The organism is Mesorhizobium sp. B2-6-1 (assembly GCF_006440475.1).
Lineage (GTDB): Bacteria > Pseudomonadota > Alphaproteobacteria > Rhizobiales > Rhizobiaceae > Mesorhizobium.
The window spans coordinates 143,445-164,136 of sequence record NZ_VFUH01000003.1; the positions used below are offsets into that span (position 1 = coordinate 143,445).

General features: G+C 62.4%; 21 protein-coding genes and 1 pseudogene. 13 read left to right on the forward strand and 9 right to left on the reverse strand.

The features are described from left to right. Window positions 1-238 precede the first annotated feature (238 nt). Together FJ443_RS32040 and FJ443_RS08390 are read left to right on the forward strand one after the other, a co-directional pair. Entirely contained in the window at window positions 239-496 is a 258-nt protein-coding gene (locus tag FJ443_RS32040; RefSeq protein WP_348640292.1) for a YMGG-like glycine zipper-containing protein, read from the forward strand. A 147-nt stretch (window positions 497-643) separates the two neighbouring features. After that, the gene (locus tag FJ443_RS08390) at window positions 644-1,672 is read left to right on the forward strand and encodes an AI-2E family transporter (protein ID WP_140663828.1); all 1,029 of its coding nucleotides are present in this window, start codon (window positions 644-646) and stop codon (window positions 1,670-1,672) included. A gap of 31 nt (window positions 1,673-1,703) precedes the next feature. Here FJ443_RS08390 and FJ443_RS08395 read toward each other — a convergent pair whose 3' ends face one another. The 5 genes from FJ443_RS08395 to FJ443_RS32045 form a co-directional block, all read right to left on the reverse strand. After that, window positions 1,704-2,048 carry a hypothetical protein gene (locus FJ443_RS08395; protein WP_140499394.1) on the reverse strand — a complete coding sequence of 115 codons (345 nt, stop codon included), beginning with the start codon at window positions 2,046-2,048 and terminating at the stop codon, window positions 1,704-1,706. Window positions 2,049-2,133: 85 nt separating this feature from the next. After that, window positions 2,134-2,655, reverse strand: coding sequence for a DUF1269 domain-containing protein (locus tag FJ443_RS08400; protein ID WP_140499392.1), 522 nt, complete (start codon window positions 2,653-2,655; stop codon window positions 2,134-2,136). Between the two features lie 415 nt (window positions 2,656-3,070). Then, on the reverse strand, window positions 3,071-3,616 hold the full coding sequence (locus FJ443_RS08405; RefSeq protein WP_181167676.1) for a DUF308 domain-containing protein: 546 nt from the start codon (window positions 3,614-3,616) through the stop codon (window positions 3,071-3,073). 806 nt (window positions 3,617-4,422) lie between these two features. Then, window positions 4,423-4,983 carry a hypothetical protein gene (locus tag FJ443_RS31610; protein WP_224618818.1) on the reverse strand — a complete coding sequence of 187 codons (561 nt, stop codon included), beginning with the start codon at window positions 4,981-4,983 and terminating at the stop codon, window positions 4,423-4,425. Between the two features lie 57 nt (window positions 4,984-5,040). After that, window positions 5,041-5,463 (reverse strand): BA14K family protein, encoded by a 423-nt coding sequence (locus FJ443_RS32045; protein ID WP_318012677.1) that lies wholly within the window; start codon window positions 5,461-5,463, stop codon window positions 5,041-5,043. Here FJ443_RS32045 and FJ443_RS31615 point away from each other — a divergent pair. From FJ443_RS31615 to FJ443_RS08430, 3 genes and pseudogenes are all read left to right on the forward strand, one after another. Next, window positions 5,357-5,611, forward strand: coding sequence for a hypothetical protein (locus tag FJ443_RS31615; RefSeq protein WP_224618816.1), 255 nt, complete (start codon window positions 5,357-5,359; stop codon window positions 5,609-5,611). The two genes, FJ443_RS32045 and FJ443_RS31615, sit on opposite strands and share 107 nt — an antisense overlap. Window positions 5,612-6,267: 656 nt before the next feature. Next, window positions 6,268-7,743, forward strand: coding sequence for a Do family serine endopeptidase (locus FJ443_RS08425; RefSeq protein WP_140663492.1), 1,476 nt, complete (start codon window positions 6,268-6,270; stop codon window positions 7,741-7,743). Window positions 7,744-8,002: 259 nt separating this feature from the next. Further along, window positions 8,003-8,128, forward strand: a pseudogene (locus FJ443_RS08430) (ionic transporter y4hA); the annotation flags it as partial. Between the two features lie 8 nt (window positions 8,129-8,136). Here the strand turns inward: FJ443_RS08430 and FJ443_RS08435 are convergent. After that, the gene (locus tag FJ443_RS08435) at window positions 8,137-9,759 is read right to left on the reverse strand and encodes an alpha/beta-hydrolase family protein (protein ID WP_140663494.1); all 1,623 of its coding nucleotides are present in this window, start codon (window positions 9,757-9,759) and stop codon (window positions 8,137-8,139) included. A 385-nt stretch (window positions 9,760-10,144) separates the two neighbouring features. Here FJ443_RS08435 and FJ443_RS08440 point away from each other — a divergent pair, with 385 nt between their 5' ends. Together FJ443_RS08440 and FJ443_RS08445 are read left to right on the forward strand one after the other, a co-directional pair. Next, window positions 10,145-10,873 (forward strand): ATP-binding cassette domain-containing protein, encoded by a 729-nt coding sequence (locus FJ443_RS08440; protein WP_281405529.1) that lies wholly within the window; start codon window positions 10,145-10,147, stop codon window positions 10,871-10,873. 309 nt (window positions 10,874-11,182) lie between these two features. Continuing rightward, window positions 11,183-11,389, forward strand: a complete 207-nt coding sequence (locus tag FJ443_RS08445) for a DUF6494 family protein (RefSeq protein ID WP_140499366.1) — start codon at window positions 11,183-11,185, stop codon at window positions 11,387-11,389. Between the two features lie 27 nt (window positions 11,390-11,416). Here FJ443_RS08445 and FJ443_RS08450 read toward each other — a convergent pair whose 3' ends face one another. Further along, window positions 11,417-12,292 carry a helix-turn-helix transcriptional regulator gene (locus FJ443_RS08450; protein WP_140521328.1) on the reverse strand — a complete coding sequence of 292 codons (876 nt, stop codon included), beginning with the start codon at window positions 12,290-12,292 and terminating at the stop codon, window positions 11,417-11,419. 94 nt (window positions 12,293-12,386) lie between these two features. Here FJ443_RS08450 and FJ443_RS08455 point away from each other — a divergent pair, with 94 nt between their 5' ends. From FJ443_RS08455 to FJ443_RS08475, 5 genes are all read left to right on the forward strand, one after another. Beyond that, window positions 12,387-13,079 carry an ABC transporter permease gene (locus FJ443_RS08455; protein WP_140521329.1) on the forward strand — a complete coding sequence of 231 codons (693 nt, stop codon included), beginning with the start codon at window positions 12,387-12,389 and terminating at the stop codon, window positions 13,077-13,079. A 2-nt stretch (window positions 13,080-13,081) separates the two neighbouring features. Further along, entirely contained in the window at window positions 13,082-13,804 is a 723-nt protein-coding gene (locus FJ443_RS08460; RefSeq protein ID WP_140663496.1) for an ATP-binding cassette domain-containing protein, read from the forward strand. Between the two features lie 62 nt (window positions 13,805-13,866). Beyond that, on the forward strand, window positions 13,867-14,652 hold the full coding sequence (locus FJ443_RS08465) for an extracellular solute-binding protein (protein WP_224519050.1): 786 nt from the start codon (window positions 13,867-13,869) through the stop codon (window positions 14,650-14,652). Window positions 14,653-14,694: 42 nt separating this feature from the next. After that, the gene (locus FJ443_RS08470) at window positions 14,695-15,822 is read left to right on the forward strand and encodes a molybdopterin-binding protein (RefSeq protein ID WP_140565616.1); all 1,128 of its coding nucleotides are present in this window, start codon (window positions 14,695-14,697) and stop codon (window positions 15,820-15,822) included. Between the two features lie 14 nt (window positions 15,823-15,836). Then, on the forward strand, window positions 15,837-17,786 hold the full coding sequence (locus tag FJ443_RS08475) for a molybdopterin biosynthesis protein (RefSeq protein WP_140521333.1): 1,950 nt from the start codon (window positions 15,837-15,839) through the stop codon (window positions 17,784-17,786). On the opposite strand, the gene mobA is transcribed toward FJ443_RS08475, so the two are convergent. Together mobA and FJ443_RS08485 are read right to left on the reverse strand one after the other, a co-directional pair. After that, entirely contained in the window at window positions 17,770-18,411 is a 642-nt protein-coding gene (gene mobA / locus FJ443_RS08480) for a molybdenum cofactor guanylyltransferase MobA (RefSeq protein WP_181175083.1), read from the reverse strand. The two genes, FJ443_RS08475 and mobA, sit on opposite strands and share 17 nt — an antisense overlap. Beyond that, on the reverse strand, window positions 18,401-19,285 hold the full coding sequence (locus FJ443_RS08485; protein WP_140499459.1) for a formate dehydrogenase accessory sulfurtransferase FdhD: 885 nt from the start codon (window positions 19,283-19,285) through the stop codon (window positions 18,401-18,403). Before FJ443_RS08485 ends, mobA begins: the two co-directional genes overlap by 11 nt. 150 nt (window positions 19,286-19,435) lie before the next feature. On the opposite strand from FJ443_RS08485, the gene glp reads away from it, so the two are divergent. Further along, a complete protein-coding gene (gene glp, locus FJ443_RS08490) occupies window positions 19,436-20,692 on the forward strand; it encodes a gephyrin-like molybdotransferase Glp (protein ID WP_140663498.1) in 1,257 nt (418 codons plus the stop codon).

Here is a 20,692-nt window from a genome sequence, read left to right on the forward strand (position 1 = left end):
TCGGTACAGGCGGCCGGTCGGCCCCCAAATAGTCTGAAGGCCATGCCTGTCGGACGGCCTCCAGCACATAAAGACCGTCTACCCCAGAATTGCTCATAGAGCGTTGGAGTCGCTCCCAATCGTTTAGGAACAATCGGCACATTGTTTGGACGGAATGCTCGTTGTTGGCGAGCGGATGTAAATGTACCCGGGAGATGAAACCATGAGAAGTATTATATTCGTTTCTGCTTTGGCTCTGATGGCCGCGGGTTGTACTGCCACGGAACAGCGAACAGCAGGCACGGCGTTGGCAGGAGCCGGAACGGGTGCGGTCATCGGCGGCCTTGCAAACGGCAGTCGAGGTGCCCTTGTAGGCGCGGCGGTCGGTGGCGGCACAGGGGCTGTGGTCGGCGCTGCGACGGCACCGCGCGCGCATCATCGCGAATGCTGGGTTCGTGATCGCTGGGGTCACACGGTTCGCGATCGTCAGGGTCGACCCATCACAAAACGGTGCTAGGCGCGATGCGTAAGATCAGCTTTATTCAGCACGAATCGAGCTGGTAAAGCGATATCGATGAACATTGGTCTGGGCGCTGAGCAAGCTTCCGGACCAATTTCGGAGTTGTCTGTAACGCCATCCAGCCGGCCGGGAACAGACTATACCATGGCGAAGCGAACGCTCTTTGCGCCTACGTATATTCTGGCGGTTATCGCCGTCATATGGGCGCTGCAGGCCGCTGCCTCAATTTTCGCGCCAGTCGTGTGCGCTCTTTTCCTCATCGCGCTGGTGTGGCCATTGCAGCGCAACCTGCAGCGGCTTCTTCCAAAGCTGATCGCACTGGCGATAGTCGTCTGTGTCGTCGTCCTGGCATTCTTCGCCTTTGCATCGATCGCGAGTTGGGGTTTTGGCCGCATTGGCCGATCGGTCCTCGCCGACAGCGCCCGCTTTCAAGGACTCTACAGTCAACTCGCCGAGTGGTTGGAAGGGCACGGTGTCGTGATGGCCGGCGCCTGGGCCGAGCATTTCAATGTCGGCTGGTTCGTGCGGATAGCTCAAGGCGTGACCGCAAGGCTGAACACCGTGATCTCGTTCTGGATCGTTGTCGTCGTTTACGTGCTTCTGGGTCTTCTCGACGCTGAAGCGGCGGCTCGCAATGCTCGTGTAGCGCTGAGCGCCCAGGCGGCGGCCGCACTGATCAACGGCAGCAGTCAGACGGCATCGAAATGGCGACGTTACATGCTGGTTCGGACATTGATGAGCCTTGCGACCGGTTCGATGGTCTGGGCGCTTTCGGCGGCTTTCGGACTGCGGTTTGCCGCCGAGTGGGGCGTTATCGCCTTCACCTTGAACTATATTCCGTTTATCGGGCCGTTCGTCGCGACATTCTTGCCGACGCTTTACGCGCTCGCGCAGTTCGGATCGCCACAGGCCGCCGTCTCGATTTTTGCCGGCCTCAACATCATTCAGTTCGTCATCGGCAGCTACATAGAACCGCGGGTTGCCGGTTACGTGTTGGCGATGTCGCCTTTTGTGGTGCTGTTTTCGGTCTTCTTCTGGTCGTTTCTTTGGGGTGTGTTCGGCGCGTTCATAGGTGTGCCCATCACCATCGCGCTGGTTACTTTTTGCTCGCAATCGCCGGCGACCCTTTGGATCGCTCAGTTGCTTGGGTCCGCCGATCGGCGGAACGCGTGATTGCCGCCAGGAAATTCGATTGGCCGGGCCCCTAGCGACGTCCGGATCCCGCGCCCCGGACGAGGCCGATGATACAAACCGACAGGATGCCGCCAAGAAGGCCGGCAATGCCGACGCCAATCAGCACGCCGGGCGTGAGGGTGCCGACACCACGAGCGGTGGCATCGACAGCATTTTCGACGTTGCCGAGGAAGTTTGCCAAGGCGGGAATCCGACCGGCCAGCCCTGTCAGGGTCAGTCCTCCCACGACGCCAGCCGCCGCGACAGATTTCCAACCCAGCGCAGCCATGCGCCAAAACCAAGTCGTAGCGAAAGCTCCGCCCGCGCCGCAGATGGCTTCAATCAAAAGCAGGGCCGCTGTCTCAAGGCCGGACATGCTTGCATCGCCCACTTGCTATCCGGCCATCCATCGCCCTTGCCGACCAGCAGAGTTCCGATTCCGGGATATTCCGTGACCGCGGTCAGGCGGTCGCGGCCGCGCCTTGGCCGGCCATCGCCGAAGCGCGTTGAAGCGCATCGCGCAGAACCTGCTCCTTCGTCTCATCCAGCGACGTCTTAAGCACCACACCGCCAAAGGCCTGGATCTCCTTGAGCACCTTGTCCGCTGTCATCTCGTGCGCGAGCACGAACAGGGCAGCGTCCCCAGGCTGGATGCTGGCTGACAGATCGCGCATGAACGCATCGTTGATACCCACGTCCGTCAAAGCGCCGCCAAGGGCTCCGGAGGTGGCGCCGACCGCAAGCCCGATCAGCGGATTCAGGAAGAGAACACCGATAAGCAAGCCCCAGAAGCTACCGGATACAGCGCCTGCCGCCGTCGTATTCACAAGTTGATTGAGCTTAATCGCACCCGCCTCGGTCTTCGTGGCAATAACCGCGTCGCCAAGTTTAATAACGTATTCCTTTTGAAGTCCTATGAGCCGTTGACGTACCTCTTCAGCCTTGGCCTCGTTTGGATAGACGATGACGATCAAATCGGACATGGGGCCCTCCTAGGCTAAGACTTTCCAAGGGCACGTAATACACATCCTAGAAGGTGAAAGATTGAGCCGGAAATCCGAATAGTGTGCAGCACGTCTCATTTTGCTTGCCTGTCCGACTGGCAAGCCTGCGGTCTCGACATTGGTTGTCGGCCGCTTCGTCCGTTGCGCTCGGCTTTGTCGCGACGAATTCTCGTCCGGAGCCGCCCGAACTTCTCCTATGTGATCAGAGGCGCGCTGCTGGTCTCGAGGGGTGGCTGATCCCGATCATGCGGCATCGTGCGCATCGACGGGCCGTTCGCGACGTCCAGGACAAAATGAAACCCTACGCAAAAAGCTTGCCGCGCTTGGGAACCGTCGCGGCAGGACAGGAGCCAATGCCGCAAAGCGGGTAACGGTCACGGTGAAAATGGTTGGATCATCGGGTCGTATCCGTTGGCCGAAAGCCTGTAACGAGCCAGCCCAGGCCGTGAAGAACTAGGTCGATACCCATGAACGCCCCAATCACCCAAACCCCGGTCGATGGCCATCCGATGAGTATCAAGAAGCCAGCCGCGAGACCGAACAGGCCGGAAACAAGCATCATCCATCGGTCGGTGGACAGGTAGCGCAGGCTCAAAGACATTCTTCCGAGCCCAGATATCACGAGCACGACACCGAGCACCCATGTGAGGATGATAGATCCCAGCACCGGCAAGCTGATGAGCAGGCAGCCAAAAACGACGTACAGGATGCCGAGCATCGTCTGCCAGAGAAAACCACGCCACCCGCCGGCCCAGATGGCGAGGGCGATCTCGACAAAGCCGGCGCATACGATCGCAATTCCCAGGACAAGTGCGCTGATGGTCGTGGCCAGCGCCAGATCGCCCAACACGAAGATCCCTGCCAGGATAAAGACGATTCCGATCGCCGAGTTCGTCCACGCAGATCGTCTGGGTTGCTGGGTCTCGGACAACTGCGTCATTCCCTTGCCTCTCTGAGTCATCTACGAATGCGGTGGAAATCCACCACGCGGCCAGTACGGGCATTCAGCACTATTTCGAAAGTGCTGCCGCCAATGCGACGCGCGTGATAAACAAAATTGCGTCCCCGGCAGTCCACGCGACGCACGTCCCTGAAGCCTCTGCTCTGAATCAATCGCTGGCCTTGAGCGCAAGTAATCGCGCGGCCGTTGTTAAGGTTTGATCCGATATTTATATTTACGGTCACAGCTCCCGCTGGGGACACAGCGGCAAGAGGAATACCAAAGCCGAGTGCGGCACTTAACAGGGCAGCTAGTGCATATCTCCGCATATCTTTCGTCCTCTTTGGTGAATTAAGCCGACATCACGCGCATGCGAACACGTTGTCAATAATTCTGCATGGTGGCTCGGATATTTGGAGACACAATGCCTAGTTTCTGGATTCTTTGCATTTTATGCACTGCCGTCAGAGCGCGTGCGTTTTCGGTATTATTGTCGAAGCGCATCTCTTGGGATTAAAGCGTGTCGCGTCGAAACAGATTCAGGCGACTCGCTTTAAGTCTTTGTTTTGATGCATATCGTTGTCCCAGAACCGCTGCGCACTTCTGGGCGACATGCATTAACCGCTGGTTTGACGGATGGAGATTGTCATGGGTGCCATTGTTCCTGCCGCCGGCCGCGCCGAGGCACCAGGCGTCCAGAAACACTGCAATGCACGAGGAGCCGACGCGTATCTGGATCTCGAAAGCTGCGATGAAGTGCGCGACCGAACTGGATAGTCGTCATCAGTTTTCCTGAGGTGGGAGGCTCAACCGCCGGCGCATAGAGATGGCACAGCTCGGCCAACACCCCAGGACAGGCGTCCCTGTATGATGGTCAGCGTCCACTGACCGTTCGAATACGTCGTTCCTTCCGGTCCCATGGAGGGCAGATCGACCTCGGCCGCGTCGTTGACGGATACAGAAGCGCGATCCCCGAGGAGACGCACTGCCAGACGCGTGCCGTCCTGGCACTCGTAGTGACTGACTGGGTAGGGATTGCCCACGCCGATCGACGTGCCAAACGCGGAATGCTTGAAGCTTACAATCATGATGGCGCTGATTGCCGCGATCGATAGATTTTTTAGCACAATAGTCCTCCCAACTGGCGCATCGACGTGGATGAAAACAGAGAACCATGTCTTCCCTGCGGACCTGCGACTTTCGGACCGAGATTCGTCGCATCGACCAGATCGCCGGACATGTATCAATTGATCGGCAAACGCCTTCGCGGAGATGCTCTTTGAACAGGCGGGATACTTCCGCTGGCTCACGCCAATGGCCCCGCCGGCCTTTGCCAGGCTCGCTTTTGCTCCCGTCCAAGCTTGCATTCAGCCGTTTCAACAAATCCCAGTAGGCTTCCTAGCACCAGCGAGCCCAGAGCGCACTCAGAAGGGCGAGATGCACTGCCGGCGTGGGCCATTGTAGGGCTGCCAGCTATTGTCCGAGACCCGGTAGGAGCGGTACCGCTGCGAGCACCAGTTCACATGGTTGTTCCAAGCGCTGTGATTGTGCTGGCGGGCAGCCGAGATCGCCATCCCGCCGAGCAGCATTCCGCCAATGAGGCCCGCGGCGACGGCGCCGCTATTGTTCCTCGAATGCCGGTGATGGCGTGGCGGACGCGAGGGCCGATAATGGGGCGGCCTGTGGTGCGGTGGCCGTACTCCATGTCCCGGTCGATGGCGGGAAGGCCTCCTTAGGTCGATGTTCGTGACCGTATCGGAAACCGACGGCCTTAGCGCTCCGACGGGCATTGCCCAGGTGGGGGCTGCCATGCTTGCGATGATCGCAGCGACGATGATGCGCCTCATATGCTTCTCCGTGGACTTCATCCCGCCGTGCGACCTGCTGCTGCGGATGGCATCAAAGCCAAGTAATTTAAGGCAGTACCTGGTTTTCTTGGAATATGCGGTGAATCCCAAACGTGGATCGAGCGTTTATTTCTTGCTTGCGGTATGAATGAGGCTAGTCGAACAGCATGTCTTTCCGCCAATGACGCCCGTCGCGACAGGCGCCACCAGTGTTGCTCGAATGCCGGTGGCGATGCGGGACGGAGGGCCAGTGGTATGGTAGCGGTGCGCCGGTCTTTAGCGAGCTAGCGACAGACCCTCTCGACGCCTCGCTTGGACGATAATCACCTCCTGGGGAGGCTCTCACCCTGCGGAAAATCACTGCCCGGAGCGGCCTCTTGGCGTCCCGGCGACAAAGGCGCGCCCAATGCCATGCGCGCTACCTTCAAATGGCCTGCCATGCAATCAACACATAGAGAACTCGCGATGAAATTCGATCTGAAATCGCCGCCCGGCAAGCCCCGGCCCAATGTCGCGTAAACTCCGAATAAATCGGAAGGCACATTCACTTTTTCTAGTGTCGATTTAGATTGTCGTGACATCGCAAATCCACCGAATTCGATGTCACAGAATTGAATAATAATCGAACGTGCAAGTTACAAATTTGCAATATTAGTGAAAATAACTATACATATTGTCTTTATAAATACTATGGAATGAAAATGACAAAACTTTCATGATATGGCAATGATGCCGTAATGTAGGTTCTTCTAACCATCCTGGCCAAGGATGCTCAGTGCATCTCACTCAAAAGGATGGAACCCCATGAATATTGTCCCCAATTCGCATTCCGGAACTCGTCGGCGCCTGGCGGCGGCTGTAGTGTCGCTGAGCGCTGTAGGCGCTGTAGGCGTCGGAGCTGTTGTTTCCGGCACTGCCCCCGTGCTGGCCGACGCGGTGCATGTCCAGGCGCCGCAGATGCCGAGCTTCGCCGATGTCGTCGAGCAGGTTTCGCCGGCGGTCGTCAGCGTCAAGGTCAAGTCCACGGTCCAGCCGGTCGCCGACGACGGTTCCGACGATCAGGATGGTTTCGAGAACCTGCCCGACAACCGGCAGCAGGGCGGCTTCAAACATGGTGACGGCAAGCCGCGCCCGGTGGCACAGGGTTCAGGCTTCTTCATCTCGGAGGACGGATATCTCGTCACCAACAATCACGTCGTCTCGGAAGGCTCGTCCTTCACCATCGTCACCAGTGACGGTAAGGAACTCGACGCCAAGCTGGTCGGCACCGATCCGCGGACGGACCTGGCTGTGCTGAAGGTCGATGGCGGCGGCAAGTTCACCTATGTCGACTTCGCCGACGACTCCAAGATCCGCATCGGTGATTGGGTGGTGGCAGTCGGCAACCCGTTCGGCCTCGGCGGCACCGTCACTTCCGGCATCGTATCCGCTCGGGGCCGCGATATCGGCGCCGGCCCCTATGACGACTTCATCCAGATCGATGCTCCGGTCAATCATGGCAATTCGGGGGGCCCGACTTTCAATCTCAATGGCCAGGTGATCGGTATCAACACAGCCATCTTCTCGCCGTCGGGCGGCAGTGTCGGCATTGGTTTCGACATCCCGGCCTCGACCGCCAAGCAGGTCGTGGAAGACCTGATGAAGGAAGGCTCCATCAAGCGAGGTTGGCTCGGCGTCCAGATCCAGCCGGTCACCGCTGAAATTGCTGAATCCCTTGGTCTGAAATCCGACAAGGGCACACTGGTCTCGAACGCCCAGGACGCTGGTCCCGGCAACAAGGCAGGCATTGCCGCCGGTGACGTCATCACCCAGGTCGACGGCAAGGATGTCGCCTCGCCGAAGGAACTCGCCCGCACGATCGGCGCCTATGCGCCGGGAAAATCGGTCGATCTTACCGTATTTCGTGACGGCAAAAGCCGGACGATCAAGGTCGATCTCGGCACACTGCCGTCCAGCGACAAGCAGGCCTCCGGCGATGACGGCAAGCAGGTCGCGCCTGCCAAGGCCGACGCATTGGCCGATCTTGGCCTGACCATCGCCAAGTCAGACGATGGCAAAGGACTGGTCGTCACCGATGTGGATCCCAATAGCGATGCGGCCGATCGTGGCATCCAGCCGGGCGATGTCATCACCGCCGTCAGTTCGGCCAAGGTGAACACCACTGATGACGTCTCCAAGGCCATGGCCGATGCAGCCAAGGCTGGCCGCAAGGCCGTACTGATGCAGATCACCCGCGACGACTCGAGCCGGTTCGTCGCGCTGCCCGTGGGCAAGGCCTGACAGAAGGCGGCCTGGAGCCTGTTGGTTTCAGGGCGCCCGCCCCAAATGCTGCCGCCGCGATAGCCGCGAACATCCAGCAATTTCCCGCGGCGATGTCTGCCGCCAAGCCGCTGCGGGAACAAGGAGCCGAGCACGTCAGTCCGTCGTCGTGCCTCGCTCCTGGCGGCAGCGGGCTCCCTACGCCCGCTGCCGTTTTCCGCCATTTATGTCAGTGGCAAATCGACTGCATCATGAGCCTGAACGGATGTCGGGGCTCGCGGTGTTTCTTCTGCTCACCATGTTCGTCAGCACGCCCACGCTCGGCACGGGCCGCACGACGAGACTCCAGGGAGTGGTCCATCTCGGCATATTCGCCATGTTCCTGCTGATTTCGGCCGTGCCCTGAAGCCCCAGCTAGCCGCCTCTGTCGGCCTGTGCTGCAACCTTGCTGGCAAGATGGGTTTTGAGGGCGGCGAGGTCCTGTCGCGACCAGTCCTTCACGCCCAACACCGCACTCCAGGCTTCCACATAGTCCTGCGGCGCGTAGACATGGCCGTAGCCGATCGGCGTGGTTGTCGCCACGGCCATATCGAGACCGAGCTGCAGCATGGTCACCACCGGGTACCAGCTCAGTTGCGGCGAGACGTCCGGCCCGCGCGGCGCCTTCATCCAATCCGGCTGCCGGTAGGCGTCGCGATAATCGAAGAATACGATCGGGTCGCTGGCATATTGCAGGTAGACGATCCTCAGCGGGCCCCAGGGCGTGTCGGGCGCCACCGCCGGGCCGCTTTGGTTCATGAACCGGACCAGGCTGCTATTGCGGAAGATCGGCAGCCACTGCGGCGAGCCGTTGTTGCGCGTATCGCTCACCGAGCGCCAGATGCGGCTTTCGAAGGGCGGGCCGCTCCAGAGTGCGCCGCTGATCGGATCGCTGAATATCTCGAACAGCCCGGCCGATCTTTCGGAGTTCATGGCGCCAAGGCTGAGCCCGTGCAGGTAAAGCCTCGGCCGCCACTGCTTCGGCAGGGTGGTCCAGTAGCCGTAGATTTCGAGGAACAGCGCCCGGGCCGTCTCGGCGCCGTATTCCGGCTGCGCCAGCAGCGACAGCGGACTGCTCAGATAGGAATATTGCGCGGCGACGCTGGCGACATCGCCGCGGCACAGATATTCGAGCGCATCCATCGAGGCCGGATCGATCCATCCGGTCCCGGTCGGCGTGATGACCACAAGCGTGGATTTGCTGAAGCCGCCCGCCCGCTTCAGCTCCTCCAGCGCGAGTTTCGCGCGGGCTTGCGCACTGTTCGCCGCTCCCAGCCCGACATAGACCCGGACCGGCTGTTGCGCCGGCCGGCCGGTGAAGGTCCCTATCTCGGCGGCGGCGGGACCGTCCGCGATGAACTCGCGGCCGGCGCGGCCGAGCTCGTCCCACCTGACCAGCGAGGCGGGGCTTCCGGTCCTGGAGGGTTCGCTCGGCTGCTGGCGCTCCGGTTCCATGAGTGCGTCGAACTTGGCGAACGAGGAATCGAGCGCGCCGAAGATCGCGCGGATCGCAACGTCGCTCACCAGCAACCAGATGAGCAGCACGGCGACAGCGGCGCCGGCGACATTCGCCAGGCGCCGGGGTATGTAGCGTCTCAGTGCCCCGGCGATGGCGCGCACCAGCCAAGCGACAAGGCGCGCCAGCGCGAGCACGACGATGAAGGTGCAAATGGCCAGGGCGCAGACATTGACGGGATGAGCGCCATCGACAGCCGGCATGCCCATCACCGCGCGGATGGAGTTCTGCCACGCGCCGGATCGCCACAGTGCCACAACGGCAAGGCCGAGGCACGGGACCAGGATAATCGCCTTGGACAGCAAACGCGGCCGTGGCGGCAGTTCCGGAATCTCGAGGTATTTCCACAGCCACCGCAAGGCGACGCCAAGGCTGTAGCCGATGGCGAAGCACGCACCCGCCAGTACGCCTTGCGTCAGGTCGGTGCGGGGAACGAGCGTCGGCGTCAGGGCGGCCGCGAAGAATAGCATGCCGAGGGCCATGCCGACACCGGAGAGCGATCGCCAGATACTAAGGAAACGAGTAGTTGTCACTTGGGTGTTACGCCTCGAGTTGGACCGCAGGATAACGTTGGCCTATGGTTTTTATATCTTCGGAGTCGCGCGTCCGCTATTGGCCTCCTAACCAGTCGGGCTCATGCCCTGGGTCAACATGCATCGACCCCTTTGCGGGACAAGACAGGGATACCACGCGTAGTAAAAACTAGTGTTCCCCCGGTTCCTTAGGTTCGCCAGACCATACCAGAGAATATGAAGGAAACGGGTTGCCGAACCGTCCGCTAATTTGTTGACTTCCTCTAGAAAACGTTGACCCTCCGGGGCCACCATTGTCGTTGCGCTTCGACTGGCGAAGGTCCCTAGGGAAGAGATTGTCTCGAGGGTCAAGGCGGCGGCCAAAATCCTTGGCCTGCAGGATCTGCTTGGCCGCATGCCGCGGCAGTTGTCCGGCGGCCAGCGCCAACGTGTCGCCATGGGCCGCGCCATCGTGCGCGATCCAGCCGCTTTCCTGTTTGATGAGCCGCTTAGCAACCTCGATGCCAAGTTGCGTGTCAAGATGCGCGCCGAAATCAAGAAGCTTCACCAACGGCTCGGCCGAACAAGCATCTATGTCACGCATGACCAGACCGAGGCGATGACGCTCGCCGACCGCATCGTGGTGTTGAACAAAGGCCGGATCGAACAGATCGGCAGCCCCTCCGAGCTCTACGAGAACCCAGCCAATCTGTTCGTCGCAAGCTTTATCGGCTCGCCGGAAATGAACCTGATCGAGGGCCGCATCGACAACGGCGCATTCGTCGCCGATCAGGGCTTGCGCTTACCCTTGCCGGCGGATGCTCGGATGGGCGACAAGGATGGGGTAGTTTATGGGATTCGTCCGCAGCACATTTCGGTTGGTGGCAACCACTCTCAGGCGAGGGTGCAAGTGGTCGAGCCGACCGGTGAGGCCCAGGAGCTTACATTAAGTGCAGGTGGAGTCGACCTCGTGGCCGAGGTGCGGGATCAGCCGCCCTTCAAACTTGATCAAGAGGTTGGGTTGGAGATCATGGTATCCAAGGTGCATCTGTTCGATGCTCGTAGTGGTACCAGGATTGCTTAGGGCGCGCTGACGGGCGAAAAACAGCCCATCCCATCATGCCCTTCATCAGTTGCCACTTGCTGCGAAACCACCGGTGATCGCCGTTTGCCCATCGGCCGTCACGGCAATCGCCCGCGGCGCTCCGGCATGACCAGGGATCTCGGCACCACGCGTTGTTACGCCACAGAGGAACGGACCGCGTCAGACATAGTGCGAGCGTCGTCCTCATTGCACCCCGGGCCATTCCGTGCTCCGTTGGCGCAGCGCCGCCGTTGCGGGCACCAAGCTTGCCGGACCGGCCATATCGTCCACACCGTTCGAGGCAATCATATGACCCAGAATATGGAAACCGATCCCTTCAACGTCTCCATGCGCAAGTTCCTGAAGCAGGTCGGCGTGACTTCGCAGCAGGCAATCGAGAAAGCCGTGGCGGAGAAGGGCCTGAAAGGACAGGGCCGACTGACCGTGAGGGCCGTCATCACCTCGGAGCCGGCAGGCTTGCGCCATGTCGTGGAGGGCGAGATCGATCTTGGATGAGAGCTGCGGCTTGATCGGGGTCGGCTGCTACTTGAAGAACCGTATCTGCCCGGCGGGCGATGGATCGTATCCGCCAAGCTCGGCGGCGCGGCTGGCGAAGATTTCCTGCCCTAGCAAACGCAGGAGCGTCTGGATCCGTTGCTGGAAGTAGGTCCGCTGCCGCATCAGGAGATCGAAGCTTTCCCAGGCCAATGGAACGAAATCGAGGCCAGCGGCGCGGGCGGCCGCGCGCGTGGCAATTCCGCAATCGGCCCTACCAATGCGCACGGCAGCCGCGAGATCGGGTCCGGTCAGGCAGGGCGGCTCCAACCGGTTGACGTCGTCCTGTTTCGCGCCGGAGTCCGCCAGCAATTGCGTGAGCAGCATGTCCGCGCCTGCGCCGCGTTGACGAACCGCGATGCGTGCGCCGGTCGCAAGTACGTCGGTCAGGTTGTTGAGCGATTTTGGATTGCCTGGCGCGAGCAGCAGGCCTTGCTCGCGGCGGGCGAATCCGACCAGCACCGCATCGTAAAGCCGCGGTCTGGCCGCAATCGCGGCGACATTCGGGTCCGGGTCGGGGCTGTGGAAATGAATCGCGGCGACAGACACCTCGCCGCGCAGCAGGCGTGTCACGCCGGCTTCCGTGCCTTCCGTCAGAAAGGCCAGGCCGGAGGCTGATTGGCGGAGAGCCCATTCGAGCAGGTCGTCCTGGCTGCCACCGACGATCGGCGGCGGCTCGGATTGCGTCATTCCTGCGGGCCGGATCAACCCCGACATGACCCAACGGTCGAGTTCATGCCGAGGAAACAGCCACTTGCCCGCCACCTTGCTGCACGGGACACGCTCCTCCGCAATCAGCTCATAAAGCTTGCGCTCACCAATGCGCAGATAGTCGGCGGCTTCGGACGTCGTCAGCAAATCCATCCTGCATTGATATGCATATTCCTGTTCAGGTTCAAGGATTTGACAGTGACGGAGGAGTTGCAGGACATTGACACGGGACAGGCTGCGAGGAGCAATGTCGGAAGGGCTGGGCGCATGGCAACTGATCGCGAGCGGCGACGCCACGCTGTTTGCCATCGTGCGCCTGTCGCTCGCCGTGAGCCTTTCGGCTGTCGCGATCGCCATGATCGCCGGTCTTCCGCTGGGCGCAATTATCGCGCTGGCGCGCTTTCCCGGTCGTTCGGCGATCGTCGTGCTGCTGAACGGTTTCATGGGCCTGCCGCCGGTGGTGGTCGGGCTGACGGTCTATCTGCTGCTATCGCGATCCGGGCCGCTGGGTGAATTCGGCCTCTTGTTCACACCCGCCGCGATGGTCATCGCGCAGGCGCTACTGGTGCTGCCCATCATTGCCGCGCTGACTCGCCAGACGGTCGAGGATCTGTGGCGCGAGTATCGTGAGGAACTGACTGCGATGCAGGTCGGGCCGGCGGGCCTGGTCGCCACGCTTTTGTGGGACGGCCGCTTCAGCCTCGTCACGGCTCTGCTCGCGGGCTTCGGCAGGGCGGCGGCCGAGGTCGGCACCGTGATGATCGTCGGCGGCAACATAGATGGCTTCACCCGCACCATGACGACGGCAATCGCACTTGAGACCTCGAAGGGAAACCTGCCGCTCGCCATGGGGCTCGGCCTGATGCTGATTTTCCTCATCTTGCTGATCAACGCCGCCGCCTGGGGCGTGCGAGTTTGGTCCGAGCAACGGGCTGGCTAGGGATGCGGGCTGCTCAGAGCGATCTTCCACTTGTCTTCGATGACGTGTCGCTGGTCGCCGGTGCGACGACCATCCTGGACCGGGTGAACCTGACGATCGGGCCGCGCGCCCCGACTCTGGTCGTCGGCCCGAACGGGTCGGGCAAAACCTCCCTGCTGCGGCTCTGCATGGGGCTTGTTGCACCTTCTGCTGGAACCCTGACTTGGGGGGGACGAACGCTTTCCCCGCCGACACGGCGTGCAATCCTGTTCCAGAAGCCGGTGATGCTGCGTCGCTCGGCGGCCGCGAATGTCGCCTATGCACTGGCTCAAGCGGGCTGTCCGCGCCGGCTCCGGGCCCCGCGCGTGGAGGAACTGCTCGAGCGCGTCGGTCTTCTCGATCTCGCTGCACGTCCGGCACGGCATCTCTCCGGTGGCGAGCAGCAGCGGCTGGCCCTCGCCCGGGCCCTGGCGCGCCAGCCCGAAATCCTGCTGCTCGACGAGCCGACAGCCAGCCTCGATCCGGCGGCGACGCGTTTTGTCGAGCAGATCATCATCACGGCTGCCCAATCGGGCACGAAAATCATCATGGCGTCGCACCATCTCGGCCAAGTGCGCAGGATCGCGGCAGACGTCGTCTTTCTGCTCCGCGGGCGCGTTTGCGAGCATGCCGACGCCGACGACTTCCTTGACCGCCCCGCGACCCCGCAAGCCGCTGCCTTCGTGCGCGGCGAGCTCGTGCTTTGATCAACTGGACCGAGATTGAGATGCTGACCCGCCGAATATTCTCTGCGCTTGTGGTGCTTCTGATGCTAGCAGGCGGCGCGCCTGCCCAGGACCAGTCGATAGTCGTGGCGTCGACGACCTCGACCCAGGATTCCGGCCTGTTCGATCACATCCTGCCGCTGTTCGAGAAGAAAACCGGCATCGGCGTGAAGATTGTCGCTCAGGGCACCGGTCAGGCGCTCGACACCGGTCGGCGTGGCGATGCCGACGTGGTCTTCGTCCATGCCAAGGCGCAGGAGGAGAAGTTCATCGAGGAAGGCTTCGGGGTGAAGCGCTTCGACGTGATGTACAACGACTTCGTCCTCGTTGGCCCCAAGAGCGACCCGGCGGGCGTCAGCGGGACCAAGGACATCGCAGCCGCGCTGATCGCCATCAAAGCCAAGAAGGCGGCCTTCGTGTCGCGTGGTGACAGGTCCGGCACCCATTCGGCCGAATTGGGTCTGTGGAAGACGGCCGGCATCGACATCGAGGCGGCCAGGGGCCCGTGGTACAAGGAGATCGGGCAGGGCATGGGGGCGGCGCTCAACGCCGCGGCAGCCATGAACGCCTATACGCTTTCCGATCGTGGCACTTGGCTGTCGTTCAAGAATCGTGGCGAGTTGGACATCGCCGTCGAGGGTGACAAGCGGCTGTTCAATCAGTATGGCGTGATGCTGGTGAATCCTCACAAGCATCCAAGCGTCAAAGTGGAGGCCGGCCAGCGCTTCATCGATTGGCTGATTTCTCCGGAAGGCCAGAAGGCGATCGGAGAGTACAAGATCGACGGCCAGCAGCTCTTCTTCCCGAACGCGCAGCGCGGGCGTTCCTGAAGCTGGTTGCAAACAGGCTCGCGTCTGCTTCAATATCGCGCCATGACGAGAACGTTTTCTTCGACGGGCCCGCTGACTCCCCTGGAAGCGGCGCTCGACGCGCTGCTCGATGGTGTAATGCCCGTCACCCCCCGCTTGGTGCCGCCTGAACAAGCCTTGGGCTATGTCGCTGCCGGGATGCCGCCTGTCGTGCCGGCTCAGCCTGTGCGAGACATCGCTGCCGTCGACGGCTGGGCGTGTCGCGCCCTCGACCTCATGGGGGCATCAGCCTATTCGCCCTTAGTTTTGCCGGTCGCGCCGATCTGGGTCGAGACGGGTGAGGCCATGCCTGAAGATCGCGACTGTGTGCTGCAGGCCGGCCTCGTCGATTGCAGTGGACCGATGATCCAAGCAGCAGCTGAAGCGGTGCCCGGTCAGGGTGTGCGCCGGGCGGGCGAGGATATGGCGGCGGCCCGCCCGCCAATGCTTGAGGGAAAGGCGATCGGCGTCGCCGACCTGCTGGTCGCCCGCAAAGTGGGACTGAGCCAGCTTGCCATACGGAGCCCGCGCGTGCGCGTGATCGATGTCGCTGCCGACAGCCACGAGACATTCTCCATGCGGCTCGTGGTCGAGAGCCTGAGTGCCTCGGGCGTTTCGATCGTCGGTATAGAGACCGTAGAGCGCGACGCGGCATCGATCATTGTCGCTCTTGACGGCGAGGCCTGCGATTTTCTGCTCCTGATCGGCGGTACTGGTGACGGCCACGCCGACGTGACCGCCGAGGCTCTGGCGCGGCGCGGGGTGTTGATTGGGCACGGCATTGCCTTACGGCCCGGAGGGACAACGGCAATAGGCCGGCTCGGCAAGACACCGGTGGTCGCATTGGCCGGATCGCCGCACCAAGCTTTCGCCGGGTTCCTTGCGCTTGTCCAGCCAGTCCTGGACCGCCTGTCGGGCAGATCTGAACGGCCCGGCATCATCTTGCCGCTCTCGCGGAAAATCTCATCCGCGGTCGGACTTTACGAGCTCGTTCTGCTCGGGAAGGAAAGGGACATGTGGACGCCGCTCGCGGTCGGCGACTTTTCGCTGGACGCGATGCGGCTTGCCGACGCCTGGCTTGCGGTCCCGGGCGATAGCGAAGGGTATGCCGCCGGTACGCCCGTCTCCGCCTTTCCGCTCCGCAACTTTTGATCGAGTGAGCCGCTATGACGAATTCTCCATCATCGGCCCGGCAGAACAGCGGGCAGGAGCAGTTCCTGACGATATTGTCGCGCGAAGCTGCGCTGGCTCGCTTCGAGGCAGCGCTGTTTCCCCGCCCGTTGCCGACCGAGACGCGGACGCTGGCCGACGCGCTCGGGCTGGTTCTTGCCGAGGACGTGGCGGCGCCGGTCGACGTGCCGCCCTTCGACCGCTCCAATGTCGATGGCTTCGCGGTACGTGCGGCCGATCTGGCTGCCGCCTCTGAAACCCGTCCCGTTCGGCTTGAGCTGAATGCGGAAGCGATTGCCTGCGGCACGGTTCCGCAACTCCCCGTTCTGACCGGAACCGCCACGCCCATCGCAACCGGCGGGCCGCTGCCGCGTGGCGCGGACGCCATCATCATGGTGGAGCATACGCATCCGGTGGGATTGAGTGCCATCGAGGTGGGGCGCGGCATCTCGCCCGGCCAGTTTGTCTCCAATGCAGGATCCGACATGGCGCGAGGAGAGGTCGTGCTGCGCACCGGAACGCAAATCGGCTCGCGCGAAATCGGCATGCTCGCCGCGTGCGGAATCGCACAAGTGGCCGTGGCGCGCAGGCCACGCGTGGCCGTGCTCTCCACTGGCGATGAACTCGTTCAGCCGGGCGAGCCGCTGCGGGCGGCCGGCATCTATGACGCCAACGGGCCGATCATCGCTGCGGCTGTCACTGAAAATGGCGGCGAAGCGCATTTTCTCGGCGCCTTCCCGGACGACGAGGCAACGCTTGAGACGGCTATGCGCGAGGCGCTCGCCGCCCACGACGTAATGATCCTGTCGGGCGGCACGTCCAAAGGGGCAGGGGATGTCACGCATCGCATTATCGGCCGACTGGGCAAACCCGGCATCATCGCCCACGGCGTGGCGCTGAAGCCCGGAAAGCCGCTTTGCCTTGCGGTGTGCGGGGGCAAGCCGGTCATCGTCCTGCCGGGATTTCCGACCTCGGCCATGTTCACCTTCCATGACATGGTGGTACCCGCCCTGCGGCGCATGGCGGGGCTGCCGCCGCGCGTCGATGCTCAGGTCACCGCAAGCCTTCCGTTGCGGGTTCCTTCAGAACTCGGACGGACCGAATTCGCGATGGTCTCCCTTGTGCAAGGGCAGGGAGGATTGACGGCCTATCCGACTGGTAAGGGCTCGGGAGCGATAACATCCTTTACCCAGGCGGATGGCTTCATCCGCATCGAGGCCCTGGCCGATCACGTGCCTGCCGGTGCCGACGTGCCGGTGACGCTGTTCACGCCGCGGGTCCGCGTTCCCGACCTCGTCGTCATCGGCAGTCATTGCGTCGGCCTCGATCTGGTCGTTGGCGAACTTTCGCGTCGCGGTATTTCGGTGCGCTCGCTGTCTGTGGGAAGCCTGGGCGGTCTTGCGGCGGCCAAGCGCGGCGAGTGCGATCTCGCTCCCATCCATCTCTTCGACCCGAAGACGCGGAACTACAACGCGCCCTTCCTCGGTGACGGTCTCGAACTCGTGCCAGGCTGGCGCCGCATGCAAGGTTTGGTGTTCCGCCGAGGGGACGAGCGCTTCGAGGGCCTCGGCGCGGAGGATGCGGTCCGTGCCGCGCTCGCCGATCCCGATTGCATGATGGTCAACCGCAACCAAGGCTCGGGAACGCGTATCCTGATCGACCAACTCCTCGGCGCGGAACGCCCGGACGGCTACTGGAACCAGCCGCGCACACACAATGCCGTGGCCGCGGCTGTGGCACAGAAGCGCGCTGACTGGGGCGTCACCATTGCGCCGGTCGCGCGTGCGGCCGGGCTCGGTCTTATCCCGTTGACCGAAGAGCACTACGACTTCGCGCTGGTTTGCGCGCGAAAGGATCGGCCCGCGGTGCACGCGTTCCTCGAAGTCCTCCAGGCCGACGAGGTGCATTCGGCGCTGGAGCGCGCGGGGTTCAGCCGGCCGGGTTAGCGGCAAGCAACGCGGCCAGCCGCTCGGCTTCGGCGAGGTCCTCGACTGTGTTGGCGTTGAAGAACGGGTCCACCGGCTCTGCCGGCCAGGATACGGTGGCAAGGCCGTAGCGACTGGTCCACCGGTCGATCTTGCGCAGGCTCTCGTTGGTCAACGCATGCCGCAATTCGTCCCGCAGGGCGACTTTCCAGAGCCCGATGACCGGATGCGCCTGACCACCGGATGCCGCCACCGCCAAATCCGCCCCCTCGGTCATGCGCGCCCGCTGGAGGCGTGCAACGAGGTCGCGCGGCAGGAAAGGACAATCACCGGCGGCGCTGACCACCCACTCGACGTCGGGCCTGTTGTCCGCCGTCCAATCGAGCGCGGCGAGCATGCCGGCGAGCGGCCCCGGATAACCCTCGATCGTGTCGGCGACGACGGGCAGGCCAAAACGGGCGAAACGAACGGGGTCGCCATTGGCATTAAGCACGAGCCCGTCGCATTGAGGTCCTAGCCGTTCGATGACATGCTCGAGCATCGTGCGTCCGCCGATCACGCGCGTCGGCTTGTCCCCGCCGCCCATGCGCCGACCCAGACCGCCGGCGAGCACGACGCCCAGCGTCATGGGCCGCTCAGTCGTCATGCTCGGCACCCTTGCGGCGGTGGCGCGGCGCTTCCTCATCGACCGAAGCGATATCCTGGTCGAAGACGATCCGCTCCTGGCCCGAAAGTGCGGTGAAGCGCTTGCCGCGCGCCCGGCCGACCAGCGTCAGCCCCACTTGGCGGGCCAGCGCCACACCCCAGGCGGTGAAGCCGGAACGCGAAACCAGGATGGGAATGCCCATCCGAACCGTCTTGATCGTCATCTCGGAGGTCAGCCGCCCGGTCGTGTACATGATCTTGTCCCCCGGATCGATGGCGTGGCGGTACATCCAGCCGGCGATCTTGTCGACAGCGTTATGGCGGCCGACGTCTTCCATATAGCAGATTGGCGTGCCCTTCCTGCAAAGGACGCAGCCATGGATCGCGCCTGCCTCCAGATAGAGCGACGGCGTGGTGTTGATTTTGTGCGTCAGCTCGTAGAGCCAGGAGGTGCGAAGCTCAGCGGGCGGGAGCGTGATGTCCTCGATCGCCTCCAGCACGTCGCCGAAGGCAGTGCCTTGGGCGCAACCCGAAGTCTGCGTTCGCTTTCTGAGCTTCTGCTCGTAGTCGGTGTTGCGCTCGGTGCGAACGACCACGACCTGGAGGTCCTCGTCATACTCGACGTCCGTCACCACATCGGTGGGCAGAAGCATGTTCTGGTTCAGCAGATAGCCGAGCGCAAGATATTCCGGATAGTCGTTGACCGTCATCATCGTGACGATCTCCTGAGCGTTGAGATAGAGCGTCAGGGCACGTTCGATCGGTACGCGGACCTCTACCGCCGCGCCTGTATGGTCGACGCCCGCAACCAGCTCCGTCAGCCGTTGGTCTTGCGGATCGGGTGTGATGATAGCGTGTTCCGGTTGGCGTAGCATCAAAGGCATGGCAGTCTCCTGACGTCGTATTCTGGCTCGCGCCTGCGCTAGCTTGCCGTATCTTACAGGCTGTTCAACCGAAGCTGATTAAAAAAAGCCGGATTGATGCGATTACGAAGAAGCCGACACGCTCGTAGAGTGGGAATATAAATGGCGCAAATCTCGGATGACTGCTTCGCTTTCGGCGGACAGATGCGGCCCATCGACGAGACTGCCGCGCTGATCGCCTCGAAACTCAGCGCCGTACAGGAGGTCGAGACGGTCCCGCTCTTGCTGGCGGATGGGCGCGTCCTGGCAAAAAAGATGGTGGCATCGCTGCCGCTGCCGCCCTTCACGAATTCCGCGGTCGACGGCTACGCCGTGCGAGGGGCAGATCTGCCGCAGACCGTCGAGACGGCATTCGCCGTTGCCGGGAGGGTTCAGGCCGGCATGGCGGCGAATGAACCTGTGCGGCCGGGCCAGACGGTACGCATCTTCACTGGCGCTCCAATGCCCGACGGGGTCGACACGGTGTTCATGCAGGAAGACGTGAGCATCGACGGCTCCGGCAGGATCCTTCTCCCGCCCGGCCTGAAAAAGGGTGCCAATGTGCGCCCTGCGGGTGAAGATGTCGCATTGGGCGAGGCCGTCCTCCCGGCGGGCCATCGGATGCGGCCGCAAGATATCGCGCTCGCCGCCGCATTGGGGTTCACGGAACTCCAGGTTAGGCGCAGGATACGCGTCGCAGTGTTCTCGACCGGGGACGAAATCGTCGCGCCGGGAGACATGCGCGGACCGGCGCAGCTTTTCGACTCCAACCGTTTCATGCTGACGGCGATGCTCGCTCGACTCTGCTGCGACATCACCGATCTCGGTATCCTCGTGGATGACAGCAGACTGATCGCTGAAAAGCTGAGCGAAGCGGCATTAAGCCATGACCTGATCCTGACTTCGGGCGGTGTGTCGACGGGCGAGGCAGATTGCGTGAAGGCCGCCGTCGAGAGTGCCGGAACCTTGGTGTTCTGGCGCGTCGCGATCAAGCCGGGCCGGCCGGTCGCCATGGGGGTGATCGATGGAACCCCGCTGATCGGACTTCCTGGCAATCCGGTGGCGAGCTTCGTCACCTTCGCGCATATTGCCCGCCCGGCAATCCTCGCCCTTGCGGGGGCCCTCCAGCAACCACCGACCCCGATCGCTATGCGGGCCGCCTTTTCCTATAGCAAAAAGCAGGGACGGCGCGAGTATGTGCGAGCAAGCGTACGCGCGGCCGCGGATGGATGCTACGAAGCGACGAAGTTTCCCAGGGAAGGCGCAGGACTGTTGTCATCCCTGGTCGCGACCGACGGTCTCGTCGAGTTGGGAGAGGAGATAGTCCGTGTCGAGCCAGGTCACACGGTCCAGTTCCTCCCCTATTCCAGTCTTATGTGA